The 15,925-nt window shown below is 73.7% G+C and carries 15 protein-coding genes; 5 read left to right on the top strand and 10 right to left on the bottom strand.

The features are described from left to right. Nucleotides 1–225: 225 nt before the first annotated feature. Complete coding sequence (locus tag NOD94_RS16260) at nt 226–1,317, bottom strand: amidohydrolase family protein (protein WP_281206657.1); 1,092 nt, start codon at nt 1,315–1,317, stop codon at nt 226–228. Between the two features lie 82 nt (nt 1,318–1,399). Between NOD94_RS16260 and NOD94_RS16255 the strand changes: the two genes are divergently transcribed. Continuing rightward, nucleotides 1,400–2,470: an aminotransferase class V-fold PLP-dependent enzyme gene (locus tag NOD94_RS16255; RefSeq protein ID WP_281206642.1), complete on the top strand. Its 1,071-nt coding sequence runs from the start codon at nt 1,400–1,402 to the stop codon at nt 2,468–2,470. 52 nt (nt 2,471–2,522) lie between these two features. Here the strand turns inward: NOD94_RS16255 and NOD94_RS16250 are convergent, their stop codons facing one another. The 8 genes from NOD94_RS16250 to NOD94_RS16215 form a co-directional block, all read right to left on the bottom strand. Next, a complete protein-coding gene (locus NOD94_RS16250) occupies nt 2,523–3,581 on the bottom strand; it encodes an aminotransferase class V-fold PLP-dependent enzyme (protein WP_281206641.1) in 1,059 nt (352 codons plus the stop codon). Between the two features lie 120 nt (nt 3,582–3,701). Then, the gene (locus NOD94_RS16245; protein ID WP_281206640.1) at nt 3,702–4,406 is read right to left on the bottom strand and encodes a DsbA family oxidoreductase; all 705 of its coding nucleotides are present in this window, start codon (nt 4,404–4,406) and stop codon (nt 3,702–3,704) included. 77 nt (nt 4,407–4,483) lie between these two features. Further along, a complete protein-coding gene (locus tag NOD94_RS16240; RefSeq protein ID WP_281206638.1) occupies nt 4,484–4,984 on the bottom strand; it encodes a GNAT family N-acetyltransferase in 501 nt (166 codons plus the stop codon). Nucleotides 4,985–5,080: 96 nt separating this feature from the next. After that, the gene (locus NOD94_RS16235) at nt 5,081–6,529 is read right to left on the bottom strand and encodes a penicillin-binding transpeptidase domain-containing protein (protein WP_281206637.1); all 1,449 of its coding nucleotides are present in this window, start codon (nt 6,527–6,529) and stop codon (nt 5,081–5,083) included. 62 nt (nt 6,530–6,591) lie between these two features. Further along, the gene (locus NOD94_RS16230; protein ID WP_281206636.1) at nt 6,592–7,257 is read right to left on the bottom strand and encodes a response regulator transcription factor; all 666 of its coding nucleotides are present in this window, start codon (nt 7,255–7,257) and stop codon (nt 6,592–6,594) included. After that, a complete protein-coding gene (locus NOD94_RS16225; RefSeq protein ID WP_281206635.1) occupies nt 7,254–8,549 on the bottom strand; it encodes a histidine kinase in 1,296 nt (431 codons plus the stop codon). Before NOD94_RS16225 ends, NOD94_RS16230 begins: the two co-directional genes overlap by 4 nt. Nucleotides 8,550–8,724: 175 nt before the next feature. Further along, a complete protein-coding gene (locus NOD94_RS16220) occupies nt 8,725–9,708 on the bottom strand; it encodes a hypothetical protein (protein ID WP_281206634.1) in 984 nt (327 codons plus the stop codon). A 154-nt stretch (nt 9,709–9,862) separates the two neighbouring features. Further along, nucleotides 9,863–10,738 (bottom strand): IclR family transcriptional regulator, encoded by an 876-nt coding sequence (locus NOD94_RS16215; protein WP_281206633.1) that lies wholly within the window; start codon nt 10,736–10,738, stop codon nt 9,863–9,865. 137 nt (nt 10,739–10,875) lie between these two features. Here NOD94_RS16215 and NOD94_RS16210 point away from each other — a divergent pair, with 137 nt between their 5' ends. From NOD94_RS16210 to NOD94_RS16195, 4 genes are all read left to right on the top strand, one after another. Beyond that, the gene (locus NOD94_RS16210) at nt 10,876–12,399 is read left to right on the top strand and encodes an aldehyde dehydrogenase family protein (protein WP_281206632.1); all 1,524 of its coding nucleotides are present in this window, start codon (nt 10,876–10,878) and stop codon (nt 12,397–12,399) included. A gap of 74 nt (nt 12,400–12,473) precedes the next feature. Then, nucleotides 12,474–12,695 carry a hypothetical protein gene (locus NOD94_RS16205; RefSeq protein WP_281206631.1) on the top strand — a complete coding sequence of 74 codons (222 nt, stop codon included), beginning with the start codon at nt 12,474–12,476 and terminating at the stop codon, nt 12,693–12,695. A 62-nt stretch (nt 12,696–12,757) separates the two neighbouring features. Continuing rightward, on the top strand, nt 12,758–14,005 hold the full coding sequence (locus NOD94_RS16200) for a TerD family protein (protein WP_281206656.1): 1,248 nt from the start codon (nt 12,758–12,760) through the stop codon (nt 14,003–14,005). Between the two features lie 101 nt (nt 14,006–14,106). After that, nucleotides 14,107–14,280 (top strand): hypothetical protein, encoded by a 174-nt coding sequence (locus tag NOD94_RS16195; protein WP_281206630.1) that lies wholly within the window; start codon nt 14,107–14,109, stop codon nt 14,278–14,280. A gap of 52 nt (nt 14,281–14,332) precedes the next feature. Here NOD94_RS16195 and NOD94_RS16190 read toward each other — a convergent pair whose 3' ends face one another. Further along, complete coding sequence (locus tag NOD94_RS16190; protein ID WP_281206629.1) at nt 14,333–15,772, bottom strand: alkaline phosphatase PhoX; 1,440 nt, start codon at nt 15,770–15,772, stop codon at nt 14,333–14,335. Nucleotides 15,773–15,925 lie beyond the last annotated feature (153 nt).

Here is a 15,925-nt window from a genome sequence, read left to right as displayed (position 1 = left end):
CGGATACCCGGAGGGAGTTCACCCCAACGGGTGGTTTCCACGCATACATTCGATTCATTGCGCCCCGGGTGGCACACAAGTACTCCCCCGCCACGCCCACAGGGCCCGTCACCCCCCTGACAGGGCGTTTCAAACGACGGACGGGCCACGACGACACGGCCCGTCAACCCGGCGGGTCGACGGTCCGGTGCTGCGGCCGGGCGGTGGACCCTTCCGGCCACGGCACTAGGCGCGGACCGTCCCGTTCACGATCACCCGGTCCGGCGCCGCCAGCGCCCGTACGTCGGCCCGCGGATCGGCGCCGTAGACGACGAGGTCCGCCGGCGCGCCCTCGGTCAGACCGGGCCTGCCGAGCCACTCGCGCGCCGCCCAGGCCGTCGCCGAGAGGGCGTCCAGGGCGGGGATCCCGGCCTTGACGAGTTCCATGACCTCGGCGGCGACCAGCCCGTGCGGCAGGGAGCCCCCCGCGTCGGTGCCGACGTACACCGGGACGCCCGCGTCCCAGGCCGCCCGGACCGTGTCGTACCGCCGCTCGTGCAGCCGCCGCATGTGCGCCGACCAGCGGGGGAACTTGGCCTCGCCACCCGCGGCCATCTTCGGGAACGTGGCGATGTTGACGAGGGTCGGCACGATGGCGACGCCGTGCTCCGCGAACAGCGGGATGGTGTCCTCGGTGAGCCCGGTGGCGTGTTCCACGCAGTCGATGCCCGCTTCGACGAGGTCCCGCAGGGAGTCCTCGGCGAAGCAGTGCGCGGTGACCCTGGCGCCCAGCCGGTGCGCCTCGGCGATGGCCGCCTCGACCTCGGCGCGCGGCCAGCAGGCCGTCAGGTCGCCGACCTCGCGGTCGATCCAGTCGCCCACCAGCTTGACCCAGCCGTCGCCGCGCAGGGCCTCGCGGCCGACGTACTCGACGAGGTCGGCCGGTTCGATCTCGTGGGCGTAGTTGCGGATGTAGCGCCGGGTGCGGGCGATGTGCCGGCCGGCCCTGATGACCTTCGGAAGGTCGTCGCGGTCGTCGATCCAGCGGGTGTCGGAGGGGGAACCGGCGTCGCGGATGAGGAGGGTGCCGGCGTCCCGGTCGGTGAGGGCCTGCCGTTCGGCGGTCGGCGCGTCGACGGCGCCGTGGCCGTCCAGGCCGACGTGGCAGTGCGCGTCGACCAGGCCCGGCAGCGCCCAGCCGGTGACCGTGGTGACCTCGCGGGCGGTGCGCGGCCGCTCGTAGGAGATCCGGCCGCCGACGATCCAGAGTTCGTCGCGCGCCTCGTGGGGCCCGACGAGCACACGTCCCTTCACATGCATGACTGCGCCGTCATCCATGGCCATTGCATCGGTCATGTCGGCACTGTACGTGCGTGCTGGGTACGCTCGACCGGAAACCCCGGACGAAGAGAGCACCGCCGTGACCCACCCCCTCCTGGACCTTCCGCCGCTCACCGCCGAGCACTTCGCGTCGATCGAGCGGGGGGTCGCGCGGCTCCTCGACACCCGGCAGGACGTGGTGATCACCCAGGGCGAGGCGCTGCTGCCGCTGGAGGGGTGCATCCGCTCGGGGGCGCGGCCCGGCTCGACGGCGCTGAACGTCGTCACCGGCCCCTACGGAACCACCTTCGGCAACTGGCTGCGCGACTGCGGGGCGAACGTGGTGGATCTGGCGGTGCCGTTCGACACGGCGGTGACGGGCGCGCAGGTGGCCGACGCCCTCGGCGCGCACCCGGAGATCGACTTCGTGTCGCTCGTGCACGCCGAGGCGGCCACCGGCAACACCAACCCGGTCGCGGAGATCGGCGAGGCCGTACGGGCCCACGGGGCGCTGTTCATGCTGGACGCGGTGGCCTCGGTGGGCGCCGAGCCGCTGCTGCCGGACGCGTGGGGCGTCGACCTGTGCGTGATCGGCGCGCAGAAGGCGATGGGCGGCCCGGCGGGCGTCTCGGCGGTGTCGGTGTCGGAGCGCGCGTGGGCGCGGTTCGCCGAGAACCCGGCGGCTCCGCGCCGCTCGTACCTCTCCCTCCTGGACTGGAAGGAGCGCTGGATCGACGGGGGTCGCAGGACGCTGCTGCACGCGCCCGCGCAGTTGGAGATGCTGGCGCTGGAGGCCTGTCTGGAGCGGATCGGGGCCGAGGGCCCGGACGCGGTCCTGGCCCGGCACGCGGGCGCGGCCCGGGCGACGCGGGCGGGCGCCTCGGCGCTGGGCCTGTCCCCCTGGGTGCGCGAGGCGGCGCAGGCCGCTCCGGTGGCGACGACGCTGCGGGTCGCGGACGCCTCGTCGCTGGTGGCGAAGGCGCTGGCGGCGGACCCGGCGGCCCCGCTCGCCGCGGGCGGCGGGGCGCTGGCCTCGGAGATGATCCGGGTCAACCACTACGGCCCGGCGGCCTCGCCGGAAGCGGTCGAGGCGTCCTTGCGCGCCCTGGCCGCGGCCCTGTCCGCCGACCCGGCCCCGGCCCTCTCGGCGGCGGCTTCGGCCTGGCGGTAGGGGCGGGGAACGGTCCCCGTGCCGGCCGGACGGCGACGGGGACCGTGGGCGGTCAGCCCTCCAGTACGTCGAGCAGGCGGTCGACGTCCGCCTCGGTGTTGTAGAGGTGGAAGGAGGCCCGCAGCGCGCCCGCGCGGGCGGCGGTGGACACTCCTGCGGCGAGCAGTTCCGGCCGGCGGGAGGCCAGGCCGGGGACGGAGACGATCGGTGCCGTGCCCGGCACGGGTTCGTGGCCGAGTCGGGCCAGGCCGGCCCGGTAGCGGGCGGCGAGGGCGGTGTCGTGCGCGTGGACGGCCTCGATGCCGATCCGCTCCAGCAGGGCGAGCGAGGGCTCGGCGGCGTGGTAGGCCAGGAAGGCCGGCGACTCGTCGAAGCGGCGTGCGTCGTGGGCGAGTTCCGGCATCGGGCCGTAGGTCGCGTCCCACATGGACTCCGCCGCCACCCACCCCGCGTGGAGGGGCGTCAGGTCCTGCTGGGCCTCCTCGGACACCGTCAGGTACGAGGCCCCGCGCGTGCCGAGCAGCCACTTGTAGCCGGCGGTCACGGTGTACTCGTAGGGCGCGGCGTCGAAGGGCAGCCAACCCGCCGCCTGGGTGGCGTCGACGAGCATGCGCGCGCCGTGGGCTCGCGTCGCCGCGCGGACGGCGGCGAGGTCGGCCGTGCGCCCGTCGGCGGACTGCACGGCGCTCAGGGCCACCAGCGCCGTCTCGGGGCCGACCGCTCCGGCCATCTCCTCCAGGGGCGCGTAGCGGACCTTGAGGTCCCCGCGCACTACGAAGGGGTTGATGACGGAGGCGAACTCGTTCTCGGGGCAGAGGACTTCGGCTCCGGGCGCGAGGGAGGCGGCGACCAGCCCGACGTGGGTGGCGACGGCCGAGCCGACGGCCACCCGGGCCGGGGCGACCCCGACCAGCCGGGCGAAGGCGGCCCGTACCCGGTTCACCCGGTCGAAATCGCCGAAGCCGGCGGGGTCCGCGGCCCCGGCCGCTTCGGCCAGGGCCCGTACCTCCGCGACGGCCGCCCGCGGGAGGATCCCGCAGGTGGCCGTGTTCAGGTAGGTGGTGGAATGCGCGAACTCGGCGCGGGACACGTCGGAGAGCGGAAGACCCATGCCGTCAACTCTGCGCCAGGATCACCCCAAAGTCCATTGCCTAATTCTGCGCGCCCACCCCAAGGTTCCCTTATGTGCGGCGGGGTCGCCGGGTGACCCCGGTTCCGAGCCTGTCCGTCCTCACCTCTGAGGGACGGCGCAGGAGCCGTCGGGCTCGCACGCGTCGGCAGCGGCGGGCTCGGCGACCTCGCGGCCGGCCCAAGCCTGCTCCAGGGCCCGGGTGAACACCTCGGCCGGCTGCCCGCCGGAGATGCCGTAGCGGCGGTCCAGGACGAAGAACGGCACCGCGTTGGCGCCGAGTTCGGACGCCTCCCGCTCGTCGGCCCGGACTTCGGCGGCGTAGGCGGAGTCGTCGGCGAGAACCGCGCGGGCCTCGACCTCGTCCAGCCCGGCCTCCACCGCGAGGGTCACCAGCACCTCGGCGTCGAAGACGGAGCGCTCCTCACCGAAGTTGGCGAGGTAGGCCAGGTCGAGCAGTTCCTCCTGGCGGCCGCGGGCGGCGGCCAGGTGCAGGAGGCGGTGGATGTCGAAGGTGTTGCCGTGGTCGCGGCCCTCGGTCCGGTACGTCAGCCCCTCGGCGCGGGCGGCGGAGGCCACCTGCTCCTCCATGCCGCGGGCCTCTTCGAGGGTGCGGCCGTACTTGCGGGCGAGCATGTCCACGACGGGGGCGGTGACGCCCTTGGCGCTGCCCGGGTCGAGCTCGAAGGAACGGAAGACGACCTCCACCTCGTCGCGGTGCGCGAAGTCGGCCAGACCCTTGGTGAAACGGGCCTTTCCGATGTAGCACCAGGGGCAGGCGATGTCGCTCCAGATCTCGACGCGCATGTTCCTTCTTCTCTCCGGGTCCGGGGGTTGACGGTTCGAACTGAACGGTTTGAGCTTCAACCATTCGCCCCGGTGTCTCATTCCCCGGACACGGCGGGCACGGCGGGCACGCGCAACCGCAGGGTGAGGTGCGAGCCGGAACGGCCGGACGACGGCTCCGGCTCCCAGCCGTGGGCCGCGTAGAAGGCCTGGGCGCGGAGGTTGTGCTCGAAGACCTCCAGGCGGACCCGTTCGATCCCGGCCCGGCGCCAGGCGTCGAGGCAGGCCTCGTGGAGGGCTGCGCCGGTGCCCCGGCGCCAGTGGTCGGGGTCGACGTGGAACTGGGTGAGGGTGGTCTCGCCGTCGGCGTTGCGGAAGGCGGCGACCCCGGTGACCTCTCCGTCCCGCGCGGTGGCCAGGACCTCGCCCTCCGGCGCGGTCCTGGCCACCGCGCGGGACCAGGCCTCGCGGGCCCGCGCCTGCGCGAGGTCGCCCGCGTACGTCTCCTCCGGGGCCCGGCGCTCGTAATAGGTGGCCCGGGCCCGCACGTGCAGGGCGGCTATGGCGTTGACGTCGGCGGCGCGCGCGTTCCTGATCACGGAGGGGAAAACGCGCCGGGAACCGGGTCGGTTCCCGGCGCGCCGGTCCTGCGGGAAGGCCGCGGGGGAAGGCCGCGGGGGTGGCCGTGCCCGGGGCTAATTCTTGATCCAGGCCGCCATCATCTTCTGGGCGATCGGCGCGGCCAGCTTGCCGCCGCCGATCTCGGTGCGGTCGGTGTCCGAGTTCTCGATCATCACGGCCACCGCGATCTGCTTGTCCCCGGCCTTGGCGTACGAGGTGAACCAGGCGAGCGGCGGGATGCTGTTGTTCACACCGCGCTGGGCGGTACCGGTCTTGCCGCCCACCTCGGCGCCCGCCACCTGGGCGGGCTTGCCGCCGCCCTCGGTGGCGACCGTGCGCATCGCGTCCGCGAGCATCGACGCCGTCTTCGGGCTCATGACCTCTTCGGACTTCGGGTCCTTGAAGCTCTCCAGGACGTTGCCGTCCGCGTCGGTCACCTCGGAGACCATGTGCGGGGCGACCAGCTTGCCGCCGTTCTGGATCGCGGCGGTCACCATGGCCATCTGGAGCGGGGTGGCCTGCACGTCGAACTGGCCGATGCCGGTCTGCGCGACCTGGTCGACGGACATCTTCTTCGACGGGTACTTGCTGGACGGGTTGGTTCGGATCGGGGTGTCGATCTGCTCGTTGAAGCCGAGCTTCTCGGCCATCGCGCGCATCTTGTCCTGGCCCAGCTTGGAGGCCAGTTCCGCGAAGACGTTGTTGCAGGACAGTTTGAGCGCGGTGCGGGCCGAGACGTTGTTGCAGGCCGCGTCGCCCGCCTCGCTGGGCAGGTTCGTGCGGGTGCCGGGGATCGTGTACGGGGCCTGGATCCCGGTCTGCTGGTCGATGCTGGTGATCAGCTTGTTCTCGATCGCCGCGGCGAGGGTGACCAGCTTGAAGGTGGAGCCGGGGGCCTGCGGCTTGCGCAGGGCGACGTTCTCCATGGCCTTGCCCTTGTCGGCCGCGAGTTCCTCCCAGGCCGCCGAGTCATTGGCACCCGAGATGCGTCCCGGGTCGTAGGACGGGTTGTTCACGACGGCGAGGATCGCGCCGGTCGCCGGGTCGATCGCCACGGCGGAGCCCTGCTTGCCGTTGAGGGCGTCGTACGCGGCCTTCTGGACGCCCTTGTCGATCGTGGTCAGGACGTTGCCCGGGTCGGCCCGCTTGTTGGTGAGCATGTCCATCACGGTCTTCAGCCGGGTGTCGTTGCCGTTCAGGATGTTCTTGTAGACACCCTCCAGCATGCTCGTGCCGTAGGCCTGCGAGCTGTAGCCGGTGATCGGCGCGTAGAGCGGGCCGTCGACGTAGGTCCGCTTGTACGCGAAGTCCTTGCCGCCCGTCTTCTCCGAGCCGGTGATCGCCTCCCCGCCCACGATGATGTTGCCCAGCGGGTTCTCGTACTGCCCGATGAGGTTGCGCCGGTTGTGTTTGTCGTCTGCGAGGGCCTGGCCTTGGTACGCCTGCACCCAGGTGACCCGCACCAAAAGGGCCAGCACCAGAAGCAGACAGAAGACCGACGCACGCCTGATCGTCTTGTTCATCCCCCAGAAGGACGCACCAATGGCCCCGCGCGTTCCGCTCTGCCCCGATTGTGGCGGGGTTCTCAGTCTTTCTTCATGATGAAGCCCCCCTCGTAGGCCGCGATGACCGCCTGCGTCCGATCGCGGGAGCCGGTCTTGGCGAGGACGGACGCCACGTGCGTCTTGACGGTCTGCGGTCCCACCCCGAGCCGCTCGCTCAGCTCGTGATTGGACAGGCCGGTGGCCATCAGACGCAGCACGTCCGCCTCCCGCTCCGTCAGCCGGGCCGCCCAGCCCGGGGCGGCGGGCGGGGTGGCCGCGGCGTACGCGGCGGCGAGGTTGCGGACGGCTGCCGGGAAGAGCAGTGAGTCCCCCCGGGCGACGAGGCGGACCGCGCCGATCAGCTCGTCCGGATCGGCCCGCTTGAGGAGGAACCCGGCGGCGCCCGCGCGCAGCGCGTCGTACACGTAGGCGTCGTTCTCGAAGGTGGTGACCACCACGATCCTGGGCGGCGACGCCATGGTCCGGAGGATCTGCTCGGTGGCCCTGATCCCGTCCGTCTCGGGCATCCGCACGTCCATCAGCACCACGTCGGGGGCCAGGGAGCGGACCACCGAGACGGCCTCGGCGCCGGAGGCCGCCTCGCCGACGACCTCCATGTCCGGTTCGGCCTCCAGGATGACCCGCAGAGCGGTACGGACCATGCGCTCGTCGTCGGCGACGACGATGCGCAGCGGCGGCCGGCTCATCGCGCGACCCCGCCGAGCGGCAGGACCGCCCGCAGCCGCCACCGGCCGTCGTGCGGTCCGGCCTCGATGAGGCCGCCGAGGAGTGCGGCCCGTTCGGCGGAGCCGCGCAGTCCGCGGCCGCCGCCCGTGCGCGGTTCCGGTGGCCCTCCCCCGTGCGGGGAGGGGCGGGCGGCCGTCGGGTTGGTCATGGTGATCTCCAGTTCGCGGTGTGCGTCGTGGACGCGGGCGACGATCGACAGGACGACGGGGCCCGCGCCGTGGCGCAGGGCGTTGCTGAGGCCTTCCTGGACGATGCGGTACGCCTCGCGGGAGGTGATGGCGGGCAGGTGCGCCCAGTCACCGGCCGGCCCCGGGTCCTGGTGGGCGGTGACGGTGGTGCCGCCCGCCCGGGTGCGGGCCAGCAGACCGGTGAGGTCGGAGGCCAGGGTCGGGGCGGGGGCGGCCTCGGCGCGGGCCGGGTCGCCGTCCCGCAGGAGCCCGAGGACCGCGTCCAGTTCGCCGACCGTGCGCCGGGTGGTGTCCTCGATCGCGGCGAGCGCCTCCCGGACGAACTCCGGGTCGCGGTCGAGGACGCGGCGGGCCGCGCTCGCCTGGAGGGTGACGGCGCTCAGCGCGTGCCCGACGGCGTCGTGCAGTTCCCGGGCCAGCCTGTTGCGCACCGCCAGATCGGCGGCCCGTTCCTCGGCGGCGGCCAGCCGGTCCGCGGCGGTCGGTCCGAGCAGCAGGGGGGCGCACCGGGCCAGTAGCGCCCCCGCCCCGGCGGCGCACAGGGTGAGCCCGACCAGTATTCCCGCCCCGAGCAAGGGGGCCGCGTACACCGTGGCCCCGGTACGGAACCAGCCGCCCGCGACCGGGGACTCCCGCAGCCCCTCCGAGAACGGCAGCACCATCAGGAGCACCGCCATCGGCGGCAGCGCCAGGCTGAGCCCGCTGACCAGCGCGCCGACCCCCAGGTGCAGGGTCCACCAGGCCGAGGCCCGCCACCGCGCGGCCCAGGACCGGGCCGGCCCCTCGGCCAGCCGCTCCCCCGGCACCCCGCACAGGGCCCGCACGGCGGCCACCGACAGCGGCCGGACCGGCCCGAACAGGGCCGTGGCGGCGGCCATCGGGAGGGCCACGGCGTAGGAGAGGAGGGCCCGAGGCAGGGAATCCAACATCTGCCCCCCACCGAGGGCCATGGCGGTCCCGACACCGGCGAGGAAGAAGTAGGGCATCAGCATGGCGCCGCCGAGGATCAGGTGCACCCACCGCAGCCGAACCCGCACCGCCGCCACCCCCCGAAGCCATGCCACGCGCGCCGCCCCCTCCCCCCACGATCCCGACCGCCGCACGCCGGGCCCCGCCGCACCCGACCCGCACGCCCCGGCACCCTGCCCGTCGGGCCCCCGCACGTCCGGCTCCAGCCCGCCCGGCCCGGCCGTCGTGGTGGGGTCTCCTCCCGCACCGCCCCTGGTCATCGCTTCCCCCTCAGGCCGCGCGGTCGGAGCCGAGGTACCGGATCAGGACGGCGGCCGCGAGCAACCCGGTGAGCGTCTGGCCAGCGTAGGTCAGCATGATCATGACGGTGGGCGGTTCGGCGGGACCGAAGTCCAGGCCGAGTTGCATCGTCAGCATCCACAGTCCCCAGGCCGCTGCCGCGGACCCGCCGACCCAGGTCAGGGCCAGCGGCCAACGCGCCGGGCGCTTTCCGCCCCGCGCCAGCATCACCGCTCCCGCCCCGGCGGCCAGCGCGCACGCCCCGTGGGCCACCGACACCACGCCCGTCTCCGCGGAGTACTCCGCGATGCGCGCGGCGGGCAGCCAGGCCGTCCCCCCGAAGGCCCAGTACAGGTGCACCGCGCCGACCGCCGCGCCCACCACCGCGACGGCCCCCGCCACCACCCCCGTGGGTGACGGGAGCCGCCGCCGCGGCGCACCCGGGCCGCGCCCGCCCCAGCGCTCCCGCGCATACGGGACGAACAGACCGGCCAGGGCCAGCCCCTGGAGCGTGAAGCCCCCGTAGACGACGGTGAACACCCACGGGTCGAGGAAGGGTTCCCGCGCCGCCCGCACGGCCTCCCCCGCGCCCCACCCCATCGCTCGGAGCAGCATCTGGCCCGGGAAGCCGATGAGGATCGGGGTCAGCAGACCGGTGGCGACGAACACGGGAACGGTCAGCAGCCATCCCGGTACGCGCATGCCCCAGGGCCGGGTGAGAACCAGCACGAGGACGATCAGGCAGGCGTCCATGGCCAGGGTCGCGGTGTTCGCCACTACGACGATCGGCCCGGATTCCCGCAGCACGCTGCCCTCGGGTATCCCGATGTGACTCCCCGACACCCAGGCCGCCTTGAGGGCCAGGTAGGGCACCGTGGATGCCAGGGCGACGGCCCTCAGGATCCGCCGGCCCGTCCCCGGGGCGGGGACCGACGGCCGCGTCGGGTACGTGGGGTGGAGAGTTCGTGTGGTCATGCGCCAACGGTCCCGTGCGGGCGGCTCCGCCACCTCCCCCACGAAGGTGAACCGTCTCCCCCGCGTGGGGGAGACACCCCCACCGTCACCCCGTCACAGACCCTCCCCAAGAAGCCCCTCCCCACGAACTCGCCGCCGGGCTCCGGTCACCCCGTCACATGCGCCGCGTCACCACGGAGAGCCGGTCCCGGGCTTCGAACAGCGCGGCCTTGATCACCTGCTCGTGCCCCGCCGTCAGCCGGGCCACCGGCACCGAGCAGCTCACCGCGTCCCGTGCCGGCGTGCGGTACGGCACCGCCACCCCGAAGCAGCGCAGTCCGAGCGTGTTCTCCTCCCGGTCCACCGCGTATCCCTGCTCCCGAACCAGCGCCAGCTCCTCCACCAGCTGCTCCCGGTCGGTGATGGTGTGCTGCGTGACCGCTTCCAGCCGCCGCGGCAGCAGCCTTCGCACCTCCTCGTCGGTGTGCGTGGCCAGCAGCGCCTTGCCGAGCGCCGTCGAGTGGACCGGCAGTCGGCGTCCGACCCGGGTGAAGGGCCTCAGGTAGTGCTGGGACTGGCGGGTGGCGAGGTAGACGACGCTCGTCCCGTCCATCCGGGCCAGGTGGATGGTCTCGGTCGTGTCGTCGGAGAGCCGGTCGAGGGTCGGCCGGGCCGCGGCGACGACCTCGTCCCCGTCGATGTACGAGCTGCCGACCAGCAGGGCCCGGACGCCGATCCCGTACCGGGTGCCGGTGGCGTCCGTCTCCACCCATCCCAGGCTCACCAGGGTGCGCAGCAGCATGTACAGGCTGGACTTGGGCAGGGAGAGGTCGTTCTGGATGTCGGCGAGGCTGTGCAGGCCCGGTCGCGCCGCGAAGTGTTCCAGCAGCAGTACGGTCCGGACCGCCGACTTCACCGGCGCGGCCGGGACACCACCCGGCCCGCCCGGCCCGCCCGCCCCGTCCACGTCCGCCACGCCTGCCACGCCGTCCCCGCCCGCCCCGGCCACGCCCGCCTCGGCGGCCGGGTCCTCCGGCTCGGCTCTCGTCATACGCCTGGTTCCCCTCTGGTCGGCTCTGATCGCCTCTTGTCACGCGGTGGACGCGGAAATAGGCTCCGCAGCAGAAGTGATCATTCATCCACCGGAACGGCGTTCAGAATACTGAACGATCCAGGAGGTAGCGGGCGATGGCAGCGACACCAGTCTGGAGTGTGGACCCCCGCACCGGGAAGCAGCTCGAACGGGTTGCGGCGGAAGCCACACCCCGCGAGGTGGACGACGCCGTACGCGCGGCGCACGCCTCTCGCGGCGCACTGGCCGACGCCACCGCCCGCGCCGCCTTCCTGCGCGGAGCCGCCGACCTGCTCGACGGCTCCGCCGCCCGGGTCGTCGAGGCCGCCGACGCCGAGACCGCGCTGGGCCCCGCCCGGCTCACCGGCGAGCTGGCCCGTACGACCGGCCAACTGCGGGCCTTCGCCGACGCCGTCGACGAGGGGGCCTACCTCGACGTGCGCATCGACCGGGCCGACCCCTCCCTCACCCCGCCCCGCCCCGAGCTGCGCCGCTACAAGGTGCCGCTGGGCGTGGTCGCCGTCTTCGCCGCCTCCAACTTCCCGCTGGCCTTCTCCGTGCCCGGCGGGGACACCGCGAGCGCCCTGGCCGCGGGCTGCCCCGTCGTCGTCAAGGCGCACCCCGACCACCCCGCCACCTCCGAGCTGTGCGCATCGCTGCTGCGCCGGGCCGCCGTGTCGGCCGGGCTGCCCGCCGAAGTGGTCGGCCTGGTCCACGGTTTCGACGCCGGCCCGGAGCTGATCCGCCACCCGCTGGTCTCCGCCGCCGGCTTCACGGGCTCCGTCCGGGGCGGGCGGGCCCTGTTCGACGCGGCCGCGGCACGCCCCGTACCGATCCCCTTCCACGGCGAGCTGGGCTCCCTCAACCCCGTCGTCGTCACCCCGGCGGCCGCCGCCGAGCGGGCCGAGGAGATCGGCACCGGGCTGGCGGGGGCCGTCACCCTGGGCGTGGGCCAGTTCTGCGTCAAACCCGGACTGGTCCTGGTGCCGGAGGGCCCGGACGGAGACCTTCTCACCGCCGCGCTCGCCAAGGCCCTCGGGGACGGCGGGCCGGGCGTGCTGCTCGACCACCGGATGCGGGAGAACTTCCTCGTGGGGGTCCGCGAGCGCGCCGCCCTGCCCGGAGTCGCCGCCCCGGTCGCCGCGGGCCCCCACGGCGATCACGCCGTCGTCGCGGGCTTCCTGGACGTCGCCGCCCGGGAGCTGCTGGAGGGCGCCGGGCACGAGCTGCTGCTGGAGGAGTGCTTCGGTCCGGTCACCGTCGTCGTCCGGTACGCCGGGCAGCGCGAGGCGGTCGACGTGCTGGGGCGCCTCGGCGGGAACCTGAGCGCCACCCTCCAGCTGTCGCGCGCCGAGGGCGAGGGTGCGCCGGGTCCGGCCGCCGAGCTGCTCCGGGAGGTGACGCGGCTGGCCGGCCGGATCGTGGTGAACGGCTGGCCCACCGGGGTGGCCGTGGCCCCGGCCCAGCACCACGGCGGCCCCTATCCGGCCGCCACCTCCCACTCCACCTCGGTCGGCGGCACCGCCATCGAGCGCTGGCTGCGCCCGGTGGTCCACCAGGCGGTACCGGACGCCCTGCTCCCCCCGGAACTGCGCGAGGCCAACCCCCTCGGCGTCCCGCGCCGCGTGACCGGCGCCTGAACCGGGGCACGGCGGGCGCCGCCGGCGCCCTAATTGCGTTGCCGGCCCGCCCGCGCCCCGGCAGGCTGCCATCCATGCCGAAGCCACAGGGATTCACGTACGAGACGCACCGGGACGGGACCGTCGTCATCACGCACCGGGGCCGTGACGCGGGCACCCTGCGCGGTGGTCGGGCCGCCAAGTTCCTGACCGAGGTGGAGTCCGGTGACGCGCAGCTCGTGATGGCCCGCTGGACCGGCGCCTACAAGTTCGGCAACGAGCGCATGGCGAAGAACCACCCGCGCAACCGGCACTGAAATTGGCCACGAGGGTAAGGGAACGGCAAAGCCCCTCCGGTCGTTCTCCCGGCATGACCGCTATGACCCCTGGTTCCAACCTGCCGCTCAATACCGCCCGTGTGACGGTGGACGTGGCTGCCCCGGTGCGGCTCGACGTGTCGGGGCTCCTCCTCACGGCGGACGGCAAGGTGCGTTCCGACGCCGACTTCATCTTCTACAACCAGCCGTCCGGCCCCGGTATCAGCTACCGGTCCGGAGGCGGGTCGGCGCCCGACTCGATCACGGTGGACACCGCCGCGTTGCCGCCGGGCATCGAGCGCATCGTGGTCACGGCCAGTCCCGACGCCGCCGGGCAGACCTTCCAGGGCGTCGAGCCCACCGCCACCGTGCGGGACGCGGTCGGCGGCTCGGTGATCGCCACCTTCACCCCGCCGCAGCTCGGTTCCGAGACGGCGCTCGTGGTCGTCGAGGTGTACCAGCGGGGCGGCGCGTGGAAGGTCCGCGCGGTCGGCCAGGGGTACGCCAACGGCCTCGCCGGGATCGCGACCGACTTCGGTGTCTCGGTGGAGGACGAGCCCGCTCCGGCGCCCGTCGCGCCGCCCGCTCCCCCGGCTCCCCCCACCCAGCACGCCCCCTCCCCCTGGCTCGGCGGACCCACCACGCCCGCGGCCCCTCCCGTCCCTCAGGCGGCCCCTCCCGTGCCCCAGGCGGCCCCGTCGGCCCCGCCGGTCGCCGCCGCGCCCGGCGCCGGGAAGATCAACCTCGACAAGGGCCGGGTCAACCTCCAGAAGAACCAGACGGTGTCCCTCGTCAAGGGCGGGCGTCCGCTGTTGTCGCAGGTCAAGATGGGTCTGGGCTGGGAGCCCGCGTTCCGCGGCCGGGACATCGACCTCGACGCGTCCGTCATCGCGTACGGCCCGCAGCGCAACCACCTCGACAGCTGCTACTTCGGCAAGCTGTCCATCCTGAACGGCTCCATCAAGCACTCCGGCGACAACCTGACCGGTGAGGGCGCCGGGGACGACGAGGTGATCGTCGTGGACCTCGGCCGGCTGCCCGCCGACGCCACCGGCCTCGTATTCACGGTGAACTCCTTCTCCGGGCAGAAGTTCACCGAGGTCGCCAAGGCCTACTGCCGGCTGATCGACGCGGCGAGCGGAGAGGAGCTGGTGCGCTTCGACCTCACCGGCGCCGAACCGCAGACCGGCGTCATGATGGCCAAGCTGATCAAGCAGTTCTCCGGGGAATGGGAGATGACGGCCCTCGGAGACTTTGTGAAGTCCCGCACAGTGCGCGGCATGGTGAAGCCCGCTTCGCAGGCACTCTGAGCAGGTGGGCGGGCACATGGCGCTACGGGCGGCCGAACCGGGTGAGCGAACCCACCCGTAATACGGAAGTCTGCGCCGGTGCCCGCCCGTAGCCTTGACCCATGCAGAAGACACTCCGGCCCGCGGGTCCCGCGCGCCCGTCCGCCGCCGAGGCGAACGAGGCGATCCGGCACCTCGTCGAGACCCGGGTGGACGGCGAGTGGCCCTCGGACGCGTACGAGTTCCTGCTGGAGGAGTGGGCCACGGCCCGCGCCGAGGCGACCGCGGCCCAGTAGCGGCGCCGCGCCCACCCCCGCCCGCCCCCTCGACCGCCGCGCGGCGGCGGTCTCAGCGCCCGCGCCGCCAGGGTCCGGTGACGGCCAGCATGATGCCCGGGTCCTGGATGTTGGCGTACAGGGTGCGGCCGTCCGGGGAGAAGCACACCCCGGTGAACTCCGAGTACTCGGGCTCCTCGGCCGACCCGATGTTCAGCTCGTTGCGCGCCAACGGATAGGTGCGGCCCGATTCCGTGGCGCCGAACAGGTGCTGGAGGCCGCTGCCGTCCTCGGCGATGACCAGTCCGCCGTACGGCGACACGGTGATGTTGTCCGGGCCGTCGTAACCGCCGCCGGTCGACGGGTCGGCGTTCACCCCGATGAGGACGGTCAGCCGGACCGTCCGCCGCTTGGGGTCGTAGAACCACACTTGGCCGTCGTGCGCGGCGCCCGGGCTCTCCTCCCGCGCGTACGAGGAGACGAAGTAGGCCCCGCCGTCGGCCCACCACATGCCTTCCAGCTTGCGCCCCCGGGTGACGGCGCCGTCGCCGAACTGCTTGCGCACCGGTACCGTCCGGGCGTCGCGGTCGGCGACCGGCACCCAGTCGACCCCGTACACCGTGCCGATCCGCGTGGCCCGCGAGAGGTCGTCCACGAAGCGGCCCGAGCTGTCGAAGCACTTGGCGGCGGCGAGGACTCCGGCGTCGGCGGCGAGCGTACGCAGCCTGCCGCGTCCGTGTCGGAACCCGTGCGGCGGGGTCCAGCGGTAGAGCAGCCCGTTGGGGCCGGAGGCGTCCTCGGTGAGGTAGGCGTGACCTTGGCGCGGGTCGATGACCACGGCCTCGTGGTCGTACCTCCCGAAGGCCTTGATCGGGCGGGGGTCGCGGTTGGCCCGCCGGTCGCACGGGTCGACCTCGAAGACGTACCCGTGGTCCTTGGTCATGCCGTTCCTGCCGGCCAGGTCCGAGTTCTCCTCGCAGGTCAGCCAGGTGTCCCAGGGGGTGGAGCCGCCCGCGCAGTTGGTGGAGGTGCCGGCGATGCCCACCCATTCGGCGACCTCGCCGCCGCGCCGGACCTCGACGACCGTGCAGCCGCCCGCGGCGGCCGGGTCGTAGACGAGGCCCTCGGCGAGCGGGACGGGGTGCTTCCAGCCCGTGCGCGGGCCCTTCAGCTCGTGGTTGTTGACGAGGAGGGTGACGCCCCGGTGTCCCGCGAAGGCGGCCGTGCCGTCGTGGTTGGAGGGGGTGCTCTCACCGGATTCGAGGGTGGTTACGCCGCTGTGGGTGATCACCCGGTAGGTGAATCCGGCGGGCAGCGCGAGCAGTCCGGCCGGGTCCGGGAGGAGGGGGCCGTAGCCGGGGCCGTGCGGGCGGCCCTGCTCGTCGTGCCGCGTTCCGTCACCGGCCGCCAGCGCCCCGGGGGCGGTGGCGAGCGCGCCGACCGTTCCGGTCAGGGCGACGCCCGCCCCGGCGAGGGCGGTGCGGGTGGTGAAGTCTCTACGACTGAGGGGCATCGGGTCTCCAGGAGTGGGGAGGTGGCGCGCCTGACGTACGGTCGTCGGCGCACACGCTCCCGCCCGTACGTGAACGGCGGCTGAACTACCCAGAAATGGGGAACGTCCCCTTGAGAGAGCCCGAAATGGCGAACTCCGACCCGGGGAACGGCC

Origin of the sequence: Streptomyces sp. Isolate_45, from assembly GCF_024721315.2 — a bacterium.
Taxonomy (GTDB): domain Bacteria; phylum Actinomycetota; class Actinomycetes; order Streptomycetales; family Streptomycetaceae; genus Streptomyces.
This window is presented reverse-complemented; position numbering and strand designations above follow the sequence as displayed.